The organism is Glutamicibacter sp. NPDC087583, from assembly GCF_044743685.1.
In the GTDB taxonomy this organism is placed as follows: domain Bacteria; phylum Actinomycetota; class Actinomycetes; order Actinomycetales; family Micrococcaceae; genus Glutamicibacter.
Genome location: NZ_JBIUWY010000001.1, coordinates 746 through 21,761, shown reverse-complemented (window position 1 = coordinate 21,761; position 21,016 = coordinate 746). Strand labels below are relative to the sequence as shown.

Annotated in this window: 21 protein-coding genes; 10 read left to right on the top strand and 11 right to left on the bottom strand. The window is 59.9% G+C overall.

The annotated features are described in order from the left end of the window. Nucleotides 1–5: 5 nt before the first annotated feature. The 3 genes from ACIOU9_RS00115 to ACIOU9_RS00105 form a co-directional block, all read right to left on the bottom strand. Entirely contained in the window at nucleotides 6–1,064 is a 1,059-nt protein-coding gene (locus ACIOU9_RS00115; RefSeq protein WP_133834855.1) for an ABC transporter substrate-binding protein, read from the bottom strand. A 190-nt stretch (nucleotides 1,065–1,254) separates the two neighbouring features. After that, nucleotides 1,255–2,580, bottom strand: coding sequence for an FtsX-like permease family protein (locus tag ACIOU9_RS00110; RefSeq protein ID WP_388025229.1), 1,326 nt, complete (start codon nucleotides 2,578–2,580; stop codon nucleotides 1,255–1,257). Beyond that, nucleotides 2,577–3,320, bottom strand: coding sequence for an ABC transporter ATP-binding protein (locus ACIOU9_RS00105; protein ID WP_402695764.1), 744 nt, complete (start codon nucleotides 3,318–3,320; stop codon nucleotides 2,577–2,579). The genes ACIOU9_RS00110 and ACIOU9_RS00105 overlap by 4 nt, the downstream gene beginning before the upstream one ends. A gap of 132 nt (nucleotides 3,321–3,452) precedes the next feature. On the opposite strand from ACIOU9_RS00105, the gene ACIOU9_RS00100 reads away from it, so the two are divergent. Beyond that, nucleotides 3,453–3,713, top strand: coding sequence for a thioredoxin (locus ACIOU9_RS00100; RefSeq protein ID WP_133834858.1), 261 nt, complete (start codon nucleotides 3,453–3,455; stop codon nucleotides 3,711–3,713). A 64-nt stretch (nucleotides 3,714–3,777) separates the two neighbouring features. Then, nucleotides 3,778–4,422, top strand: coding sequence for a YqaJ viral recombinase family protein (locus tag ACIOU9_RS00095; protein ID WP_286134416.1), 645 nt, complete (start codon nucleotides 3,778–3,780; stop codon nucleotides 4,420–4,422). Nucleotides 4,423–4,491: 69 nt separating this feature from the next. On the opposite strand, the gene ACIOU9_RS00090 is transcribed toward ACIOU9_RS00095, so the two are convergent. Beyond that, nucleotides 4,492–5,586: a mechanosensitive ion channel domain-containing protein gene (locus ACIOU9_RS00090; RefSeq protein ID WP_365943121.1), complete on the bottom strand. Its 1,095-nt coding sequence runs from the start codon at nucleotides 5,584–5,586 to the stop codon at nucleotides 4,492–4,494. Between the two features lie 211 nt (nucleotides 5,587–5,797). On the opposite strand from ACIOU9_RS00090, the gene ACIOU9_RS00085 reads away from it, so the two are divergent. The 3 genes from ACIOU9_RS00085 to ACIOU9_RS00075 all read left to right on the top strand — a co-directional run bounded on the left by ACIOU9_RS00085 (nucleotide 5,798) and on the right by ACIOU9_RS00075 (nucleotide 8,953). Continuing rightward, nucleotides 5,798–6,343, top strand: a complete 546-nt coding sequence (locus ACIOU9_RS00085; RefSeq protein WP_402695762.1) for a hypothetical protein — start codon at nucleotides 5,798–5,800, stop codon at nucleotides 6,341–6,343. Nucleotides 6,344–6,438: 95 nt separating this feature from the next. Next, nucleotides 6,439–7,437, top strand: coding sequence for a PhzF family phenazine biosynthesis protein (locus tag ACIOU9_RS00080; RefSeq protein ID WP_332727451.1), 999 nt, complete (start codon nucleotides 6,439–6,441; stop codon nucleotides 7,435–7,437). A 61-nt stretch (nucleotides 7,438–7,498) separates the two neighbouring features. Beyond that, on the top strand, nucleotides 7,499–8,953 hold the full coding sequence (locus ACIOU9_RS00075) for a DHA2 family efflux MFS transporter permease subunit (protein WP_105659094.1): 1,455 nt from the start codon (nucleotides 7,499–7,501) through the stop codon (nucleotides 8,951–8,953). A 78-nt stretch (nucleotides 8,954–9,031) separates the two neighbouring features. On the opposite strand, the gene ACIOU9_RS00070 is transcribed toward ACIOU9_RS00075, so the two are convergent. Then, a complete protein-coding gene (locus ACIOU9_RS00070) occupies nucleotides 9,032–9,214 on the bottom strand; it encodes a hypothetical protein (RefSeq protein ID WP_105662724.1) in 183 nt (60 codons plus the stop codon). Between the two features lie 104 nt (nucleotides 9,215–9,318). Then, nucleotides 9,319–9,750, bottom strand: a complete 432-nt coding sequence (locus ACIOU9_RS00065; protein ID WP_105659096.1) for a DoxX family membrane protein — start codon at nucleotides 9,748–9,750, stop codon at nucleotides 9,319–9,321. A gap of 161 nt (nucleotides 9,751–9,911) precedes the next feature. Here ACIOU9_RS00065 and ACIOU9_RS00060 point away from each other — a divergent pair, with 161 nt between their 5' ends. Both ACIOU9_RS00060 and ACIOU9_RS00055 read left to right on the top strand, forming a co-directional pair. Then, nucleotides 9,912–10,601, top strand: a complete 690-nt coding sequence (locus ACIOU9_RS00060; RefSeq protein ID WP_332595055.1) for a TetR family transcriptional regulator — start codon at nucleotides 9,912–9,914, stop codon at nucleotides 10,599–10,601. A 102-nt stretch (nucleotides 10,602–10,703) separates the two neighbouring features. Beyond that, nucleotides 10,704–11,936 carry an acyl-CoA dehydrogenase family protein gene (locus ACIOU9_RS00055; RefSeq protein ID WP_105659098.1) on the top strand — a complete coding sequence of 411 codons (1,233 nt, stop codon included), beginning with the start codon at nucleotides 10,704–10,706 and terminating at the stop codon, nucleotides 11,934–11,936. 70 nt (nucleotides 11,937–12,006) lie between these two features. On the opposite strand, the gene hrpB is transcribed toward ACIOU9_RS00055, so the two are convergent. Both hrpB and ACIOU9_RS00045 read right to left on the bottom strand, forming a co-directional pair. Continuing rightward, nucleotides 12,007–14,565, bottom strand: coding sequence for an ATP-dependent helicase HrpB (gene hrpB, locus ACIOU9_RS00050; protein ID WP_402695760.1), 2,559 nt, complete (start codon nucleotides 14,563–14,565; stop codon nucleotides 12,007–12,009). Beyond that, nucleotides 14,562–15,353, bottom strand: a complete 792-nt coding sequence (locus ACIOU9_RS00045; protein WP_402695758.1) for an alpha/beta fold hydrolase — start codon at nucleotides 15,351–15,353, stop codon at nucleotides 14,562–14,564. The genes hrpB and ACIOU9_RS00045 overlap by 4 nt, the downstream gene beginning before the upstream one ends. Before the next feature lie 144 nt (nucleotides 15,354–15,497). On the opposite strand from ACIOU9_RS00045, the gene ACIOU9_RS00040 reads away from it, so the two are divergent. The 3 genes from ACIOU9_RS00040 to ACIOU9_RS00030 all read left to right on the top strand — a co-directional run bounded on the left by ACIOU9_RS00040 (nucleotide 15,498) and on the right by ACIOU9_RS00030 (nucleotide 18,672). After that, entirely contained in the window at nucleotides 15,498–15,659 is a 162-nt protein-coding gene (locus ACIOU9_RS00040) for a hypothetical protein (RefSeq protein WP_166650864.1), read from the top strand. A 296-nt stretch (nucleotides 15,660–15,955) separates the two neighbouring features. Further along, nucleotides 15,956–17,017, top strand: coding sequence for an L-glyceraldehyde 3-phosphate reductase (gene mgrA, locus ACIOU9_RS00035; RefSeq protein ID WP_402695756.1), 1,062 nt, complete (start codon nucleotides 15,956–15,958; stop codon nucleotides 17,015–17,017). Between the two features lie 272 nt (nucleotides 17,018–17,289). Then, nucleotides 17,290–18,672 (top strand): NAD-dependent succinate-semialdehyde dehydrogenase, encoded by a 1,383-nt coding sequence (locus tag ACIOU9_RS00030; RefSeq protein ID WP_105659101.1) that lies wholly within the window; start codon nucleotides 17,290–17,292, stop codon nucleotides 18,670–18,672. Between the two features lie 62 nt (nucleotides 18,673–18,734). Here the strand turns inward: ACIOU9_RS00030 and ACIOU9_RS00025 are convergent, their stop codons facing one another. The 3 genes from ACIOU9_RS00025 to ACIOU9_RS00015 form a co-directional block, all read right to left on the bottom strand. Beyond that, nucleotides 18,735–19,718, bottom strand: a complete 984-nt coding sequence (locus ACIOU9_RS00025; protein WP_133834863.1) for an HTTM domain-containing protein — start codon at nucleotides 19,716–19,718, stop codon at nucleotides 18,735–18,737. A gap of 3 nt (nucleotides 19,719–19,721) precedes the next feature. Next, nucleotides 19,722–20,465, bottom strand: a complete 744-nt coding sequence (locus tag ACIOU9_RS00020) for a DUF5819 family protein (RefSeq protein ID WP_208294297.1) — start codon at nucleotides 20,463–20,465, stop codon at nucleotides 19,722–19,724. 273 nt (nucleotides 20,466–20,738) lie between these two features. Beyond that, nucleotides 20,739–21,016, bottom strand: a 278-nt coding sequence (locus ACIOU9_RS00015; RefSeq protein WP_402695755.1) for an LPXTG cell wall anchor domain-containing protein, incomplete at its 5' end; no start/stop codon positions are given.

Here is a 21,016-nt window from a genome sequence, read left to right as displayed (position 1 = left end):
CGGAGCTACTTCGCGGCAGCTGCGTTGTCAGCAGCCTTGACGATGCCTGGAACTACGTTATCCAGTGCCCATTCGATGGACAGCGGCGAAGCCGCGGAGATCGCCAGGGTTGCTTCATCGGTGCCTGGCAGTGCCACGGCATCGTTCTTCGCGGCAGGGATCTGGCCGTAGAGCGGCTGGCCCTTGACGACATCTTCCATGGTGTTGCCCGCAACAGCCGAAGCGAAGACGATGTCCGAATCCCACTCGTTGACCTTTTCCGGCGACACGGTGAAGAAGAAGGTGTCCTTGGCGGCGTTCTTCTGCACGTACTCGGCCTGGGTCATGCCCAGTGCGCTCAGGAAGCGCGGGCGGGTGTCGCCTTCGGAGTAGATGTAGGCGGTATCCGGCGCCGAGAGGTCAGCGGCGATGAAGGTGGTGTCCTTCAGCGCTGGGTTGTCTTCGCCGACCTTGGCCAGCTTGCCTTCGATCTCTTCGATCAGGGCGTCGGCTTCTTCTTCCTTGCCCAGCATCTGGCCGGCAACTTCGGTGACCTGTTCCCAGCTGGTCAGGTAGTTAGGCTCGATGGGGCCAACGACCGGAGCGATTTCCTGCAGCTTCTCGTACTGCTCCTTCTTCAACCCCGAGTATGGAGCGAAGATGACTTGGGGCTTGCTGGCGGCGATGCCGGTGTAGTCGATGTCATCGCCCACCTTGTACTGCACGGGCGCCTTCTCGGAGCCGATGGAAGCGCCCTGCTCTTCCAGAGCGGCGTCCTTCCATGCGGTGGAGTTGTTCTCGTTCATGCCGTAGGTGTCGGTGTCCATGCCGACCGGCACGGTATCCAGAGCCAGCAGGGTATCTGCGTTGACCCACGAGATGGTCGCAATGCGTTCCGGGACTTTTTCGATCGTGGTTTCACCATAGATGTTCTCGATGGTGACCGGAGTGAAGTCTTCTGCGGCCTTGGCTGAAGTGTCAGCCGACGGATCCGCTGAGTTGCTCGACGCGCCGCAGGCGGTCAGGCCCAAGGCGAGGATGGCAGTTGAAGCGGCGAAAATTCCGGCGCGACGTGAATTTTTCATGGGTCGGTGATTCCAGACTATGCGAGGTTCTGTCAACGTTTTGTTTAGCTAGGTTAGGCATGCCTATCCGGGCCGTATGCCACGATACGCGTTTCTCTGCGCATTACGCAACACGAAACGTCCCTAATCACCGGCCCTGAAGTGACCCTAACCAAATCGGGCGGTTTTTTCGGTGGGCTGACCAGAGACTTTATTCTCTAGTTGCTAGCAGCTTCCGCGGATCAGCCACCAAAATTGCTCCCCGCACCAGCAGCAAGCCGAGTAACACGGAGACAATTACCGTGATGACCGTCAGCGGCTTGAGCAGGATGGCGGCCCCGGCCAGGGGCAGCACGAGCACCGTGGAGGCGATGGCGAAACCGATCGAGGCAGCCAGCGCCGGGATCATGATCGACTTGGTGCGCGCGGCGTTCATCGTTTCGTAGGGCATGCCCAACCGGTTCAGCCCGCGATACAGCTCAGCGCGATCCAGGGTACTGGCGCTTTGGGAGATCGCCGCCGAAGCGGCCACGCAGATGAAGCTGATCGCCAAGGTCACCAGCACGCCGGTGGTGACATCGGCCGGCACATGCTCCAGCCAGGTGCCCTGATCGAGTTCGCTTCCGGTCAGCTCCATCAAGGCGGCCCCGCTGCCGCCCACCACCGCGACGAACGAAGCCATGGCAACCCCGGATACCTGGCGCCAGGATTCGGCAGGGCTTTCCAGGATCATGCGGGCTGCCAGCAGCTCTTGCGGAGTTCTGGCCTTGCGCAGCTTGGCCTTGCCCACCTTCGCCACCAGATACGGACCGACCAGGTTCATCACCAGCAGGCCGAAGCCGAAACCGCCAACCACCACTGCGATGATCGCGGCGATGGACTGCACGAACTGGCCCATGTTGGAGAACACCATGTACAGCACCAGAATGCCGGCAAGGGTGATCACCGCGCGCAGCCAGCTGGGGGTGGGCACCGTGCTGCGGGTTGCCACCGCCAACGGGGTGATCACCAATTTGCGCAAGCCGGCAGCTGCACTGCCTGCCGAGAGGAGCACGACAGCGACTACTGCTATCGCCAGCACCCACAGCGGCAAATAGATGGCCGAACCGATCGGCGCACCTTGGAACGGAATCAGCGAGGCCACTGGTGCGGCCAGGAGGTAGAGCACGATTCCGGCGAGTGCGCCGGCCAACGCCGTGCCGGCGGCTTGCAGCACGGCCACGAGGCCGATCTGCGCCCCGGTTGCGCCGAGCAAGCGCAAGGACGACAGGGCGCGGTCATTGGACCGCGCGGAGAGCCGGGCAGCGGCCGATCCCAGCACCAGCAATGGGACTACCAGAAGCACCACGGCGAAGGCTGCCAATGGCAGGTACATCCCCTGGGCCGCGGATTCGAAACTGGTAAAGGAGTAGGCGCCTCCCAGCACGATCAGCAGGATCGCGCTGACCATGGCGTAGGCGCTGGCGGTCAGGATCAGTGGTGCCAGCCGGGACTTCGCCGGCCGGCCAAGCATCCATGACAGGTGCAGGATATTCACTTCTGGGCACCGCCATCCACGGTGGCCGATGGGCGCAGGCTGTCGCTGATCAGCTGGCCGTCCTGCAGCTGCACTACACGGTCGCAGCGCGCGGCGACATTGGGATCATGGGTCACCATCACCAGGGATTTTCCGGCACCGACGGTGCATTGCAGCAAGATCTTCAGCACTTCGAAGCCCGTGGTTGAATCCAGCGCGCCGGTAGGTTCATCGGCAAAGACCACCATCGCCCCGGTGACCTGCGCGCGGGCAATGGCTACTCGTTGCTGCTGCCCGCCGGAGAGCTGGCCGATGCGGCGTTGCTCCATTCCTGCCAGGCCCAGTTCCGCCAGGGCCGCCCCGGCACTGGAAATGGCGGCGTTGCGTGGCACGCCGTTGATCATCAAGGCCATGGCCACATTCTCTTCGGCAGTGAGCTCGGGAATCAGCAGTCCGGATTGGAAGACGAAGCCGAAGGATTCACGGCGCAGCCTGGTGCGCGCCTTATCCTTGAGCCCCTGGATATCCACCGGTGCACGGCCCGGGAAGTTCAGCATGATGCTGCCGGCGTCGGGAAGTTCAATACCGGCCAGTGCGTGCAGCAGCGTGGATTTTCCGGAACCCGAGGGGCCCATGATGGCAAGGGACTGGCCCAGTGAAATCTGCAGATCGACGCCGTTCAGTGCAGTGGTGGAACCGAAGCTGCGGTAGAGTCCGTGAGCGGCGAGTACGGGAGGATGGCCAAGGGAATTTTCAAGCATGACCCAATGTTTTCAACAAATGGTACCCGCGCGCATCAGCGCAGGGTTCCAAGTAGCCTCCGGCCAGGCTCATCCCCCGGTAGGAGCAGCCGGCAGCTAGTTCACGACGACAGCAGGAGCAGTAGGCAACAGATGAAGCTGGAACTGTATACGCAACCATTCTGCGCACCGTGCGTGCGCACGCGGCTGGCTGTCGCCCGCGTGCAGGAACTGCTGCCCGCGTTGGAGGTCGAAGAGATCAATGTCGTGGAGCAGGTGGAGCGCGGCGAGGAAATGGGAATCACCAGCACCCCGGTCATTCGGCTATTGCAGGAAGGCACGGAGAAATTCCGTGCCAGCCAGACACCGACTATCAATCAGCTGTTGACCGCTATCGCTGAAGCCAGCGACTAGTCTCACGCCAGCTCGAAGCCCAAGGTGCACGGTTCTTGCCCATTCATGGGGAAGAATAGGTCAAGTGATTACTGTGCCCGGCGTCCAACATGAATGCTTCGAACGTGTTCTAGCCGACTCTTCCAACCGCATTGAGTGGCTCCGCGCACGGGCCCAGGGCATCACCGCAACGGACGTGGCCAAGTTGTCCACCGAGAAGTCCATCAAGAACGCCGCATGGGACAAGCTCTACGGCAATGGCTTCTCCGGCAATCCCTACACCGATCACGGGCGCAAGCGCGAACCGGTCATCGCTGCCTGGGTCCAAGAGAATTTCAATATTTTCCCCTCCTCCCAGCTCTTCCACTCGCAGCATTCGAGACTCCATCTGGCGACTCCCGATGGCTTGGGTTTCGATGCATCGGGAGTTCCGGTTTTGGCTGAAATCAAGACCACCAACAAGCCCTTCAAGAAGATCCCCAAGAGCTACCTGCGCCAGGTGCTCTGGCAGCAGCATGTGATCGGGGCCGAACGCACGTTGTTCGTTTGGGAAGAGCACGATAATTTCGTGCCGGTGCGCGCGGTTCCCGAATACCTTTGGGTGGAACGCGACGATGATTTGATCCAGGATCTCATTGGCAAGGCCGAGTCGCTCATCTCCGCATTGCGCGAAGCGACGGCCCGCCAGGAGCGCTACAACGACTACGGACCCGCTGCGTTGCGGCTCTAAGTCCCCGGAAACGGCAAAAGCCGCTGATCCCAGTTCACAGTACTGGGATCAGCGGCTTCCGTTATGCCGCTAGACCGGGTTGCTTGGAATCATCCGGGGATCCGGCAGGCAATCAGGGTAGTTTTCCACCAGCTCGGCCAGCAGCTTCTCCCGAAGCATATTGCGCAGGTTCCACAGGTCCCCGGCGTTGCGCGCGGATAAATAAATGGTCACTGTTTGCAAGCCGTTTTGCGCGTCGGTCACGAGCAGCTCATTGTCCCGGCCATCCCACCAGTCGGAGGCTTCAAGCAGTTCGCTGCTGCGCTGGCGCAGGTAGGAAATCGGCGCATTGAGCTTCAGCTGCAGTGCTACGTTTCCGGAGATCTCCGTGCTGCGCCGCGACCAGTTCTCAAATGGCGTCGTGGTGAAGTAGGTCGATGGCAGGATCATCCGGCGCCCGTCGATCAGGTGCACCACGACGTAGGAGAGGGTGATCTCCTCTACCGTGCCGCGTTCCCCCTCGACTACCACCGTGTCATCCACGCGAATCGAGTCGGTAAAGGCCACTTGCAAGCCGGCAAATACGTTCGCCAAGGTTGACTGCACGGCCAGGCCAACGACCACCGAAGCCAGGCCAGCCGAGGCCAACAGGCCGGCCCCCAGCGCCCTGACTTGCTCGATCGTCAGCAGCACCGCGGCGATTGCAATGATGCAGAGCACCGCAACCAGTACCCGTCGCATCAGGCCGACCTGCGTCTGGACCTTGGCCAGCCTGCGCCCTGGACCGAATCTCACCTCGAAGCGTGCCATCATGCCGGTCTCAATCACGCGCACCAGCTTGATGATGAACCAGGTGAGGAAGAAGACCAGAATGATCAAAATGGCGAACTGCCAGGGGTTGTACCAAGTGCGTTCTCGATAGAAGACCGCGAAGGCCGACTTGGCAATAATCGAGGTAACCAGGCCGAAGAACGGGAATCTGGTGGCTTTCACGTCGGCTTCGTCCACGCCGATCCGGCGCAGCACGCGGCGGGAAACGCCGCTGAAAACAAACGCCAGGATTGCGGCTACGAGCGCACCGATGAGCAGGACAACCCAAAATTGCAACGATTCGGGGAGGAAGCTTGAGGCTGTAATGACTTCCTCGACGGTTTCGCCGATGGGTTCAACGGGGGTAGGTGACATGTTTAAAGCATGTCATATGGCGCTAAATAAATGCTGTGTGGAACCTGCCTTCCGCCCTACGGCCCGGGAGTTCTCCGGCTCCATTGCAGAAGCGTCTCAGAGTGGTTCCAATTCTTTTCTGCCCTTGCGCTTGCCGCATTCCAGGCCTTTAGTTGACTCACTGGCAGTCCGCTCTGCCTGCGGGCGCAAACCAAGAGAGACGGTGATCCATATGCGCCACGGAAAAATTGGAATCGTTCTAGGCACGGTGGCGGCAGCCTTGCTCGTGGTGACGCCTGCTTCCGCGGCGGCCCCCGCTCCGGCCGCCCTCGCGTCTGCTTCCTGCCCAACGGTTTATTGGGGATCCTTGGCCAAAACCAGCTCCTTGTCCACGCATTCCGCAGTGGAAAATCTTCGGACCGGACGGCACCTGTGCTTTGACCGGCTGGTCATCGATCTCGCAGGACCAGCTGCCAGCCATTCAGCCAGGTATGTCAGCGAACTGACCGGAATCGGTTCCGGCCTGCAGGTGGACACCACTGGCGGTGCCAACCTGGAAATCCTGGTGCAGGCCCCGGTAACCGAGGATTTCAACCCGGGCGCCGAAGTGAAGAATCTGGGCTACACGACGTTCCGCCAATTGGTGTGGCTGGGCAGCTTTGAAGGCCAAACCAAAGTGGGGCTCTCGACCAGGGCACGGCTGCCCATGCGCGTGTTCGCACTGCCTGGACCTGGCGACGGTTCACGCTTGGTCATCGATGTTGCGCACCATTGGTAAAGAAGGTTCATTTCCTTGATGCGTTCGCAACTTTTTGCGTGACGTACCACGTAACACCGGGTCAACCTGCTGATTAATGTGCCACCATGCTAAGTATGTCGCGCACATTCTCTTATCAGCAGGTTGATGTCTTTGCACCCACTGCTTTCAACGGCAATGGCCTGGGAGTCGTGTTCAATGCCGACAGCCTGAGCGATGACCAGATGCAGCACTTTGCGCAGTGGCTGAATCTTGCGGAAACTGTATTCTTCGTCGAGCCCACTGATGAGGAAGCGGACTACGCCATTCGCATTTTCACCCCGAGCACCGAGCTGCCCTTTGCTGGCCATCCGACGCTGGGCGCGGCTCATGCTTGGCTGGAGTCCGGTGGCGAGGCTGGTCCCGCAGGCCATCTGATCCAGCAATGCGGTGCCGGGCTGATTCCGGTGCGTGTGGAACGGGAAAGCAGCGACCGCCACTCGCGGCGCTTGGCCTTCCTCGCACCCCCGCTGACCAGGTCGGGCCCTTTGGAACCAGATGTCCTGCAATGGGCGATTGCCGGGCTGGGCATTCGCGAAGAAGACGTGGTGGACCACCAGTGGCTGGTCAACGGTCCGCATCCTGCGGGCCTGGTGCTGCGTGACGCCGATATCGTGCTGGGCATCGAACCTGACTATGAGGCGCTGCAGGGATTGGAAGTAGGCGTCATCGGCCCCTACACCGCAGCCAGCGTTTCGCAGAGCGTGTGGCAACCGCGCGGATCGGTCATGCCGCGCGTTTCCGGTACCCGCGAAGAGCTGCGTCCGCTGGACTTCTCTGATTTTGAGCGTTCCGAAGAGCGCTTCCGCAATGTGGTGCTGCAGCCTCCGGCGGACTATGAGGTCCGTGCCTTCATTCCCGGCGAGGCTGTTCCGGAAGACCCTGCCACCGGTTCGCTGAATGCTGCGTTCGGCATCTGGCTGACGCAGACCGGTTATGCACCCCAGCGCTATACCGTGCGCCAGGGCACGCGTTTGGGCCGCGAAGCGATCTTGCATATTGAAGCTACCGAAAAAGGCGTCTGGGTCAGTGGCGATGTCGCCACCCGCATCTCGGGCGATGTGAGTTTCGACTGATTTCCTATGCATAGTTTCGCTATCCGTTCCGCACAGGGCTGATAGGGACTAGCCTTGACCAGTGCCTGAAACTGCGAATCCCGAAACACACTTCGACAAGAAAGCCGCCTGGCGTGCCCTCTGGGCACTGGTCATCGGCTTCTTCATGATCCTGCTGGACACCACGATCGTGTCCACCGCAATGCCCTCCATCATGACGTCGCTGGACGCCGATATCTCCAGCATCTTGTGGGTCAACAGCGCGTACCTGCTCACCTTCGCGGTGCCGCTGCTGGTCACCGGGCGCCTCGGTGACCGCTTCGGTCCGCGCAATATCTACCTCATCGGCATGGTGGTCTTCTCGCTGGCCTCGCTGTGGTGCGGCTTGTCCGATTCCCTCGGCTCGCTGGTGGCGGCGCGCGCCGTCCAGGGCCTTGGCGCTTCGATGATTTCCCCTCAGGCGATGACGCTCATTACCCGCCTCTTCCCTTATCAGCACCGCGGTGCAGCCATGGGCCTATGGGGTGCAGTGGCGGGCATCGCTTCGCTGATCGGTCCGATTGCCGGCGGTCTGCTGGTGGACTCCATCGGCTGGGAATGGATCTTCTTCATCAACTTGCCCATCGCGGTAGTCAGCTTGACCATGGTCTTCAAATTCGTGCCAGCCCTTGAATCCCAAGCGCATTCCTTCGACTGGTTCGGCGTCATCCTTTCGGCGTTGGCCATGTTCTGCTTGGTCTTCGGCATCCAGGAAGGCGATGCCACCAATTGGGAACCATTCATTGGCCCGCTGAATTCGTGGCATCTGATTATCATCGGCGCGGTGCTGATGGGAGCCTTCATCTGGTGGCAGTCCAAGACCACGTCTGAACCGCTGGTTCCGCTGCGATTGTTCAAGGTCCGCAATTTCTCCTTGGCCAATGTCGCGATCACCTTCATGGGCCTGACCATCGCGACCATCGCCTTGCCGATGGTGTTCTTCTTGCAGAATGTCCGAGGCCTGACTCCCACCGAATCCGCGTTGATGATTTCTCCGATGGCTTTCGTGGCGATCTTCCTCGCGCCGCAGCTGGGAAAGAAGGTCAATCAGCTCAGCCCGCGGATCTTGGCCGTGCCCGGGTTCTTCCTGTTTGGCGGTGCCACGGTGGTCTACGCCTTCATGATGCACGCCGATATCCCGCTGTGGATGCTGCTGATTCCTTCAGCGGTTCAAGGCATCGGTTCAGCCATGATCTGGCCATCGCTGTCGCTGGCAGCCACCAAGGACTTGACCGCGCGTGATGCGGGTGCCGGTTCAGGGATTTACAACACCACCCGGCAAATCGGTTCAGTGCTTGGTTCTGCGCTGATCGCGGTGATGATGGATGCCCGCATTTCGGCACAGATCGCGCAGGCAGATTCCAAGGATCCTGCGGTGATCATGGAAGCCACGTCTGTTGGCCTGGGACAGGCACTGATGCTGCCAGGCTTCATCGGCGTGGCTGCTGTGCTCGTTGTAGCGTTCCTCAGCGATGGCAAGAAGGCGCAGCGCCACTAGCCAGAGGCAGCTCTTAACGGAGCCAGCGCCTGGTCCGGGACTCGAAAGTCGCTGGATCAGGCGCTGGCTTCGTGGTCGCTAGACCTTGTCTTCAGGTTCTTCGTTGCTATCGCCGTTCTTGAATTCATCGACCTTCTCGCCGATTTTTTCTTGGGCGTCCGCTGCGAAGTTCTTCACGTTCTCGGTAGCGTCGCCTGCGAAGTCCTTCGCGTTTTCGACTGCCTCGCCCAGCTTCTTCTTTGCATCATCTAAGAAACCCATTGGTTCTCCTCTTAGCTTGTAGTTCAAATGTGGCCGCTGAAAACCGCAGTCTCCAAGATCAACTTACGGCGTGCCGAGTGTTTTGCTCAAGCGATTCCGTCCGCTTATTTTGCTTTCTTGATCTTCTTGGCGCCCTTGCGACCAAGAATCAATGCCACAGCGATACCTGCCAGCCATACGTCCTTGGCCAGGGCGGTGCCATCCGCGGTTGGGCGGATGCCGTCGGATTCTGTCATGCCCGGAGTGCGCAGGTAGGAAGCCAGCAGCACACCGGAGAATGCGCCCAGGCCTAAGCCGGCCAGCCGCGATGGGATCAGCGGCAGCAGCAAGGCGCTACCCAGCGAGATCTCGCCGATGGATACGGCCTTACCGAAAACTGCCGGTTCCAGCTCGGCCAGCTGAGGCACGCCGTTGGCTGCCATCTGCTGCAGGCCTGCGGCGCTGGCTTCATCGATGCGCAACTTGTTGATGCCGCTGTTGAGAATGAACGCACCACTGACCAAACGTAGCGCGGCGTTTGCAATCGAGATTCCCATGGGCCCTCACTTCTCTTTCATTTCGTCCAAGAATGGCGTTCCTGCATGGAACGCCCTGATGTTCAGCGTAGTCATGGGCGCAGTAGTTCACAATCATTTGCGCGGCGCGCATAGCTGAACCCAAGAATTTCCCAGCTTGAATCGTGCTAAATTCGTGAATCATGATCGCTTCTTCCGCAGTACCCCCAGCAGCCCTTGATCTACTCATTACCCAGGGCTTCGATGCCACCAGCGTCGACGAGCTGGCAGCTGCCGCTGGCATTTCCCGTTCCACTTTCTTCCGCCGTTTCGGGTCGAAAGAGAATATGGTCTTCGCCGACCAGGAAATGATCATTACACACGTCGAGACCACGCTGGCCGCCTCGTCGGTTGATGCAATCACTACGCTCATCGATGCCGCGCATGTGGTTTTCGACCAGTACACGGTCAACCCCGAAGGTGCCCAGTTGCGCCACAAGCTGCTCTCCTCGGTGCCGTCGCTGCGAGAGCGCGAGCTGGTCTCCACTCACCGTTACGAACGGGCGTTTTACGGGTTCCTGAACCGTCGCGATTTGGCAAAGAGCGCCACGGAGAAGTCGCTGTGCCTGGGCGTTAGCGCTGGCCTGGTTGCGATCCACAACGATCATTTGCGCAGCTGGCTGAAAGACGCGCAATGCACGGACCGCACCAAGCTGGCCAACGATGTGCGCCAGTTCCTGAACCGCTTCGCAGATCTGCTCGACCCCGGACAGGCAGCGGCCGCCCCCAAGCCTGCGGCCCCCAGCGTGGTGGTTTCCGTGCTGGATGCCGGCGCCGATGAGCAGGCGATTCTCCAGGCCGTCTCCCGCGCGCTCAAAGAGCACGGAAACTAATCGATTCCACCCAACTCTTGAAACCAAGTTTCTTGACATGGCACTGCGTTCCACTAGTCTAGGAGTGAAGCTTTTTCACCGTAGCTATTAGGAGCATCTGAAATGTCCCAGCTGGAGACCGGTTTTGAATTTCCCGCCGGCGTTGTCGAACCCGAATACGACCTGTGGTCCGGAGACGTCAATATCGATCCGACCGGAATCTTCGCCGAAGTAGGCGAAGCGGACAACGCGTGGCGAGCCAAGGCCCGTGCATTCATCCTCGACGAGGTCAAGGACGACATCCACGAGTACTGGGACAAGGCCGACTACCCGCTGCATCTGCTCAAGAAGCTCGGCGATGCGGATCTGCTGCGCGATGGCCTGAACCTGGAAGGCTACGAGGAAATGAGCCCGCTGGCTGCCGGCTTGGTCAACATGGAAATGGCCCGTGGCGACGGTTCGGTCTCCACCATTGTTGGCGTCCAGGGCGGTCTGGCTCTACGCTCCGTGCTGTACTGCGGCAATGCCCAGCAGATCAAGAAGTACGCCATCCCCATGCTGCGCGGCGAACTTCCAGGCGCCTTCGCGCTGACTGAACCAACTCATGGTTCCGACTCGGTTTCGCTGGAAACCCGTGCCACCAAGGTCGAGGGCGGATACCGCCTGAGCGGTGAAAAGAAATGGATCGGCAACGGCTCGGTCGGCGGCGTGAGCATCGTTTGGGCCCGCGACGACGAAGGCAAGGTCCGCGGATTCATCGTGCACCAGGATGCCGAAGGCTACAAGGCCACCACCATCGAAAATAAGCTCTCCCTGCGCGCTATCTGGCAGGCGCATATCCGCATGGAGAACGTCTTCGTTCCGGACCACGATGTGATGCCCGAAGCCAAGAGCTTCAAGGACACCTCGCGCGTCCTGTTCGCCACCCGGCTGGGTGTCGCCTGGTCTGCCGTGGGCCACGCGACCGCCTGCTACGAGTCGGCCGTGAGCTACGCCAAGCAGCGCGTGCAGTTCGGGCGTCCGCTGGCCGCCAGCCAGATCGTCCAGGAGCGCCTGGCCCGCATGCAGTCCGAACTGGCTACTATCCAGGTTCTGGTCATGCAGGCGACCAAGCGCGAAACTTCCGGCGAGCTGACCGGCCCGCAGGCGTCGCTGGCCAAGTACACCGCTACCCGCACCGCACGCGCCATCGCAGCGAACGCCCGCGACCTGCTCGGCGGCAACGGCATCCTGACCAGCAACCGCGTGGCCCGCCATTTCGCTGATGTGGAAGCAATCCACACCTATGAAGGCACCGAAACCGTGCAGGCCTTGATCATGGGCCGCGACATCACCGGCTTCTCAGCGTTCGCCTAGAACCTGGGCGCCGGAAAGCACGCCGGGACCTGGCTCGTTCTTCCGGGCCTCGGCCCCGGCGTGCTTTTGCCTACTGCTGGCCCAATCGGTTCTTGGTCTTTGCCGTTGCCACGTGGTCCCATGGATTCTCCGGCCAAGGATGCTTCGGGTAGCGCCCGCGCATTTCAGAACGCACCTGGGCGTAGGGCCCATTGAAGAAGCTAACCAGGTCATCGGTCACCGCCAGCGGCCGGCCACCGGGCGAAAGCAAGTGGAACTGGACGGCAAGCTTGCCCTTGACCAGCCGCGGCGACTCATCGAGCCCGAAGCATTCTTGCAATTTCACGGCGACGACCGCTGGACCGGTTTCACCGACCTCGGGATAGGCCACGGAAATCCTTGATCCCGAAGGCACCTGGAGCCGTTCGGGCACCAGCGAATCAAAATCATGGGCATGCTCCCACGGCAGCAAGGTCCGCAATGCCGAATACAGGTCAACCTTGGCCGCGTTCTTGCCGGCGGCTACCTGCCGCAAGACCGGCTGCAACCAGTTGCCCGCCGAGGCAATCAGGGCCTGGTCATCCATCGCGGCAAAGGGTTCGCCCAGCAGGCGATGGGCCACGGCCATCCGCCGGCGCAAGGCATCAAACTTTTCATGGGTGCCGAAGAAGGCTATCCCCTGCGTAGCTATGGCGCTGGCAACAGCCTGCATGCCCAGCTCTGCGGTGGCCTTGACCGGATGGGCCGCCAGCTCGATCTCGCCAAAGCTCTCGATCTGGCGAGCGGTGATCCTGCCGTCAACCAGCTCCGCCACTTCGCGCTTCTGGTGCATCTGCGGCAACAGGTCGACGGCAGTGCCAAGTTCGATGCCAACGGCCCGTCGGATCACCGCCTTGGATCCGGCACGGGAAACTTCGGCGACCGCAAGAAATTCCTCATGCATCAGCTGGCTGCCGCGTGGCAAGGTTGCCCGGGTCCCCGAAGCCAACAGGTATTCCTCCGGGCCGACCTTGCGCGCAATCCATTGCGGGTACGCCAAAGCGCACACGCCTGTCAGGGCCGCAGCCGCCGGTGCAGGCTGCCGCCCGGTGCGGTTTTCCGCACTGCCCAGGAGCTTTTCCAGGCGCTGCGCTTCATGCTTCCAGGCACGGTGCGCCGGATGCGAACTCCGGCGCACCGCGGCAAGCAATTCATTCAGGTCCGCACTGGCAATGCGTTCCGAGCTGGCCAGCAATGCGACAGCATCCGAGGCAGCCCGGGTGCCGAAAATCCGGCTGCCTTCGAGCAACGCGCGGGCGGCACGCGGGTCTGCTGGAACCTTCATCATCTGCTCGCCCAGGGCGGTGATCTGCCCGGTGCCGTCAACCGCGTCCAGGCTGCGCAGGATCTGCTCGTCGCTGGCCATGGCGCTAGCCGGCGGCGCTTCCCACATGGCCAGCCCCTCGCCACGCGGGGTCCCCCATGCTGCGAGCGACAAGCCGGCGGCGACCAGGTCGCCGGTGCGGATTTCCGGTGTGGAGTGCGCCGGGGCGGCGGCAAAGGACTTGGGGTCCAAGGTCCGCACCACCTTGCCCGGCCCGAGTCGTCCTGCCCGGCCCGCCCGCTGGGTGGCCGCGGAACGGCTGGCCACCACGGTCATCAACCCCGAGAAACCACGCGAGCTGTCTCGGCGCGGCTCGCGGGCGTAGCCGGCGTCCACCACCAGATGCACGCGCGGCACGGTCACCGACGATTCGGCAATGGAGGTGGAGACGATGATCCGCGGGGCGCTGCCAGCCTCCGGCTCACTGAGGATCCGGTCTTGTTCCTTGGAAGAGATCTGCGAGTGCAAGGCCAGGGCTTGCACTCCGGAGGCAGCAATCTGCGAGCAGACGCGGTCGACTTCCCGTACCCCGGGGACGAACACCAAGGTGTCCACCGGGGTTGCGCTTGCTGCGTTGGCTTCCGCGCTGTGGCGTACCGCGACGGCGGCAACGTGGCGCAGGTAGTCATCATTCAGTCCGCGTTCGGTATTCCGGATTCCGGCGAAGCTGTCGAAAGCTTGTTGCACGGCATACTGCGCGGTGTGGGCGCTGAGCACTGGAGCGGCATGGCCACGGGCCAGCAGCGCCGAGAGTTCCCCGGCGTGCAAGGTGGCACTCATCAGGATCAGCGACAGGTCATCACGCAATTCGCTGACCTGGTTGGCCATCGCCAGCAACAAATCCGTATCGATCGACCGCTCGTGGACCTCATCAATGATCACCGCGCTCACACCGGCAAGATCCGGATCGGCCAGCAACCTGCGCAGCATCAGGCCTGCGGTCACGAATTCCACGCGGGTCTGCGCCGAAGACTGCCGTTCCCCGCGCACGGCGAAGCCAACGCGCTGGCCCAGAACCGATCCATCAAGCTGGGCGAGGCGACGGGCAGCAGCCCGGGCAGCGACACGACGTGGCTGGGTCACGATGATCTTGCCAGCCAGTCCTGCCTGGTCCAGGGCGTTGGCTACCGTGGGTGGAACTATCGTCGTCTTGCCGGATCCCGGTGGCGCCTGGATCACCAACGGCTGGGCAGGATTAGCCGCCAAGGATTCATGGAGTTCCTCCCTGCTGGGACCGAAAGCCAGCCCTGAAGCAATCCTGTTCAGGTCGAAGCGGGCCGAACTCATGCTTGGCGTCCAGCCCAGAAGGACTCGATGGCCTTGACCACAGGCTCAATCGGGAACAGGGTGCTGCCGTGGGTTCGCCCCGGCAAGGCCACCATGCGCGCATTGGGCAAGGTGCGGACCATGATCTTGTTCTGGTCGAAGCGCGGCTGGTCCCGGGTGCCGATCAGCAGCAAGGTCGGGATTCTGATCTTGCCCAGCTCGGACAGATTGATGTTCTGCAGGGTCTCGGCGGCCTCGTAGTAGGCAGCCAGGGCCAGCGGGTCGTTGGACTTGAAGGCCATGCGGGTTGCTGGATCCAGGCGTCCATTCTTTTCCTGCCCGGTGACGAATCCTTCGATGTCGCCATTGCGCAGGACCTCGAGGTAGCCGGGGAAGAAGAGCTTCCCGATTTCGCCGGGGGTAATTTCGTAGGTGCCGCCGAGCATGATCAGCGAGATCACCTCCTCTGGGTGGTGCATGGCCAGGTGGAGCCCGGTGCGTGCGCCAAAAGAGTAGCCGACAATGTGAATACGTCCGATGCCCAGGTGATCCATCACCGCGCGGATATCGCCGGCCACCTTGTCCATGGTGTAGTCGGCTACGTCATGGGATTTGGCTGACTTGCCATGCCCGCGCAGGTCCATGCGGATGGTGCGGTGCCCCTGGCCCAACGCCTTGGTGTAGCCGAGTCCTCTCCAGATGGACCGGGACAGGGCGGAGCCATGGAGGAAGAGAATCGGCTCCCCGGCAGCCCCGTCATCGTCAAAGAAGATTTCGGAACCATCTGCGGGATTATTGATCATCGGCATGCCTTCGATTAAATCCTGTATTGACGTTGAAGGCGAAATCAGTGTTTGCCGCCGCCCTCGACATCCGCGGCTAATAGGTGAACACTGAAGACACAGGGTCCAGCCATCCGCAGGGGGTGGCCCACGGAAGTTGGGAGGAAGATCATGCCTGAACAATCAGCTGCTGGGCAGCCCGGTGGCGCTGAAGAGGAAAAGCTGCGGCTGGCCGCAGAAGAAAAGAAGCGCCATGACGAGCACGATGAAGCTCTCGTCGAAGAGTGGGAAGACGAGTCATTCCCGGCTTCGGATCCGCCTTCGAATTATTAGCAAAAGCCTTTTCCCAAGAGACCGCACACCTCGCATTCAGCTACTTTCAAGTTTCAGCTCCTAGTGTGGTTATTACCTTCTCAAGGTGCGAGTGATCTAGATGAACCGATCCGCACAGGCGTTACCTCCTTGGCCTGGCGGGTCGGTTCTTCATTTAATCCCAATCCACGAAACCATTACGCACACAGCGGATCCACCTTTGCGCTATTTATTTAGTTCAGGCTCTGGCCTATTGTGGAAACTGACGTCAAATCGATTTCCGCTCGCCAGCGCTTGACCTGGCAGAAAGGTGCCTCGTGGAATACGAACGCCTCCCGTCCATCCCGGAACTGCACCGTCCCTACACTGCTGCCGCAGACCGCTATGCGCACTTCGGCTACCGCCGCGTTGGCGACTCCGGCCTGCGCCTGCCCCCGCTGTCCCTGGGACTGTGGTGGAATTTCGGCGATAACCGTCCATTCGATTCCCAGCGCGAGATCCTGCGCCACGCTTTCGATAACGGCATCAACCACTTCGATCTGGCCAACAACTATGGTCCTCCGGCAGGTTCAGCCGAAGAGAACTTCGGCCGCATGATGGAAAAGGACTTCAAGCCCTACCGCAACGAGCTGGTCATCTCCTCCAAGGCCGGCTACGACATGTGGCCAGGCCCGCACGGCACCTTCGGCTCGCGCAAGTACCTGCTGGCCTCCTGCGAAGCCTCGCTGAAGAAGATGAATCTGGACTACGTGGACATCTTCTATTCGCACCGTTTCGATCCGAAGACTCCTCTGGAAGAAACCATCGGCGCTTTGGATACCCTGGTTCGCCAGGGCAAGGCCACCTACGTGGGCATCTCCTCGTACTCGGCAGAACGCACCGCCGAGGCTGCCGCTATCGCCAAGGACCTGGGAACCCCGCTGGTAATCCATCAGCCTTCCTACAACATCCTGAACCCGTGGGTAGAGCACGGCCTGCTGCAAACCCTGGAAAAGGAACGCATGGGCACCATTGCTTTCACCCCGCTGGCCCAGGGCCTGCTCACCGATAAGTACCTGGAAACCACTGATGTGGTCCGCCAAGGCGGACGCCGTTCGCTCGAAGCCCAGCTGACCGATCAGAACCTGGCCAAGGTCCGCAGCCTGAACGAGGTTGCGCAGACGCGCGGGCAGTCGCTGGCGCAGATGGCCCTGGCCTGGTTGCTGCGCGATGGCGCGGCAACCTCGGTATTGATCGGCGCCTCGTCCACCAAGCAGCTCGACGAGAACTTGGGCGCGCTGGACAACCTTGAGTTCTCCGACGCGGAATTGGCCCAGATTGCCAAGATCGCCCAGGGCGATGCCGGAATCGACTGGTGGCGTTCTTCCGCTATCGGCTAGTAATCCACTGATCACACAGGTAATACCTGTGTTCTTGAGCCGCGGTTTCCGAGACAAGTCTTGGAAACCGCGGCTTTTTCATTCGCTTCCGTCTGCAACTTCCACTCAAGCCAAATACCTACTGTTCCTTGGTGGCTGAATGTTGTTTCTGCGGATAAGCTCGGAGTAGACGCAATATGAAGTGAATTACATTCATTTATTGCGTGGAGTCCGCTAGCGTTAGATCCACACGGCTTACGCTGACCACTTTTGTGCATACGACAGGAGCATTGATGAGCGCCCCAACCTACAAGGTCTTGAACCCGGCAACCGGTGAAGTCGTCGAGGAATTCGCCGCGGCCACCGATGAGCAAGTCGAACAGGCGCTGGCTGCCGCGCAGAGCGCCTACGAATCATGGCAGGACGTTGACATCAACGAACGCGCCAAGATTGTTTCCAAGGTAGGCACGCTCTTCGCCGAGCGCGCAGCAGAACTCGGCAGGATCATGACCACCGAAATGGGCAAGCCATTGTCCGAGGCCGTGGGCGAAGCTGAATTCTGCCAGGAGATCTTCGAGTACTTCGCCACCGAGGGACCAGCCTTGGCAGCGGACCAGGAGATCAAGTCCTTCTCCGGCGGCAAGGCCGTCGTTCAGAAGCGCCCGGTTGGCCCGCTGCTGGGCATCATGCCGTGGAACTTCCCGCTGTACCAGGTAGCGCGCTTCGCGGCACCTAACCTGATGCTGGGCAACACCATCATCTTGAAGCATGCCGAGTCCTGCCCGCGTTCAGCACTGGCCATCCAGGAAATCATGGATGAGGCTGGAGTACCGGCCGGCGTCTACAACAACCTCTTCGCCACCCACGACCAGATCTCCACCATCATCGCCGATTCCAGGATCCAGGGTGTTTCCTTGACCGGCTCGGAGCGCGCTGGCGCCATTATCGGCGAGCAGGCCGGCCGCAACCTGAAGAAGGCCGTACTGGAGCTGGGCGGCTCGGATCCATTTGTTGTCCTGGACTCCGATGACGTACCGGGCATCGTGGATACCGCTTGGGGCTACCGCATCGACAACACCGGCCAGGCCTGCAACTCGAACAAGCGCATGATCGTCATGGAAGACATCTATGACGAGTTCGTTTCCGAACTGACCAAGCGTGCCGAAGGCCTGCAGCCTGGCGACCCGATGGCGGAAGCCGAAGGCACCTTCGCTCCGCTGTCCTCCCGCAAGGCGGCAGAGTCCCTGCACGAGCAGGTCCAGGACGCCGTGGCCAAGGGCGCTACCCTGCACGCCGGCGGCGTGCTGCACGACGGCCCTTCGGCCTACTACTCCCCTGCGGTGCTCACCGGCATCACCAAGGAGATGCGTGCCTACTACGAGGAGCTCTTCGGCCCGGTAGCAGTGGTCTACAAGGTATCCAGCGACGAGGAAGCCACTGAGCTGGCCAACGACACCATTTACGGCTTGGGCGGTTCGGTGCACTCCACCGACGTCGAGCGTGCCTCCAGGGTGGCTCAGAAGCTGCAGTCCGGCATGACCAACGTGAATGCAGCCAGCGCAGAGGGTGCAGAAATGCCGTTTGGCGGCGTGAAGCGTTCGGGCTTCGGCCGCGAGCTTGGCCCGCTGGGCATGGACGAATTCGTGAACAAGCGCCTGTTCTACGTAGGCGAATAATTCTTTAAACGATATGGGGTAGCTGAACCAAAAGTTCAGCTACCCCATATTTTTGTGTTTAGCTATCGTCCAGCTGCAACCAGTTCCTTTTCTTCGAAAAGTTCGTCTTCGATCGAGCGCCTTCGAAGAATCTTTCTGTTCACGAATCCAGCGATCGCCGCCCATTCCTTATTGGAAATGAAGAGCAAGTCCAAAGCGATCATGACCAACGAGAACTGCCAGAGACCTGCCAGTAGAAGCGCGATGCCCATGTGCATAGTGAATAGGACCGCCACAGCCCATGGACGCAGCTTGCGCCACAGAATGAAAATGATGAAACCGCCCTGGGCAATCAGAGTCATCCACGATGATATTTTGATGAACAAACTGGACTGCCAAATCAGCTCGTTGAGTCCTGGGTAGATCTGATAAGACTCCAAATTCAAGGCATAGTAGAAGCCCGTTCCATCAAGCCAGTTATCCCCGATGACTTTCAGATAGCTGGAGATAACGTAGACAATGACGATCTGCGCCATGCACAGCAGAAGCACGATATTGTGGACCGCGTTCCATGCTGGCTTGTTCTTGCGATTGACGGTCTTTCCCTTACGTCGCCGCAACCAAGAATCCACTGAGAAATGCTCGTTGAGGTTGGCGAAAACAAGGAAGAGCAAGGTAATTCGCGTTAGCGTATCCCCGCCGTTGGTGAGATATGGGTTGTTGGACTGCAACGCAACGAGGAACAGCAGGAACAACGGCGTGATGTACTTAGTCTTCCAGCCAGCGATGAAGATCAGCACGATGGCTATGAAAGCCATGTACCCAAGGCTGAAGAGCAATTCGTCGCTCTTGGTAAGAATCGTGTCAAAGGTCCAGTAGCCGCGCCGTTTGGCTTCCGGATCAACCCACCAGGAGGCTGGCCCCCAAAGTATGGAACGGTCTTCCATGCTTGGCAGCAAGACGGTGAGCATACCGATGCCGTAAATAATACGCAGCAACGAGAAGCTGATCAGAGAGTGTTTAGATTCGAGAAGCCAGTTACCGAATTTATCAATAAGAGATGTCATTTCCTATCGGCCTTCCTGGCGGTCAATCATGTTCTCCAAATGCTCCACGGCATGTTCGTACGGGCTGGCATCAGCCGCACGCCATCCGAAGGTTCGCACGCTCGTTTCGAATTGCGCGTCGTCCATGAAGCGGTGGTTGAAGTCGTTATTTCGATCTCCGACGATGCGCCATTGCACATCACGTGCTTTCTTCCCGGTATAGGCTTCAGAGTAAACCGTGGCGTAGCGAACAAGCATGTAATCCATACGTACAAAGCTCACTACACGTGATGAGTTTTTTTCTTCACCCTGGATGGCTTTGACGACTTCACTGTCGGTCATGACATCGCGTTTCTTACCGTCAACAGAGACAAAGTTCTTCCGTGCAGTTTCCCGCTGATCGGACTTCAGCTTGTTGAATCGTGAGAGGTAAACACTGGTGGTGTTTTGAGAAAGTTTTTGAATCCGGGAGGGGGCCAAGCTGCCTTTATTCAGTAGTCGCTCTACTTCGGTAACGGGAATCCATTCCGATTCTGTGATTTTCCCGTCGTCGTCATATGCCCGGGAGCGAACCTCCAAGTAGGAGTCGCGCTTCTGAATATTGGGAGCAAAAACATTCCATTTCTGACTGAAGAACGGCGATAATTCGCGCTTCACTGGATTAGATGCTTCCACTGCCATGGATACTGCTACTGCGCTATAACCAAGCACCATTACCAACGCAACAATTACGGCTATCAGCCTTCGCGTGTGACCTTTTTTGGTCATCCTTACCTCTCGAATGTCAGGGCGTCATTCCGCTTGCCGTCATTGCCCAAATTTTCTATCGACATCGGTCTCTGCTGAACACTTTGCCGGGCATTCAGCCAGCTACTGAAATCTTCTGTATCGATTACTCGCCTATTTAAGAGAACTATATTCCAACAGAACAAGGTTCAGATGCGCAGCCACATCTAAGTCATGTGCCAAATAAAAAGTCTTGAGCTGGGCAGCTAATATCAGCTGCCCAGCTCAAGATTTATGGTGCTACTTTACGATAGCTTAGGCCTTCTTACGACGGAGCACGGTTACGGCTCCACCTGCGAGGACCAGCAGCAAGGCGATTCCGCCGATTACCAGTGGAGCGTTTGCGCCGGTGTCGGCCAACTTGTCCTTCTTGGAATCGTTCTTAGAATCGTTCTTGCCCGAATCGTTGCTGTCGTTATCGCCAGCATCGGTAGCGTCAGCATCGGTAGCGTCAGCATCGGTAGCGTCAGCATCGGTAGCGTCAGCATCGGTAGCGTCAGCATCGGTAGCGTCAGCATCGGTAGCGTCAGCAT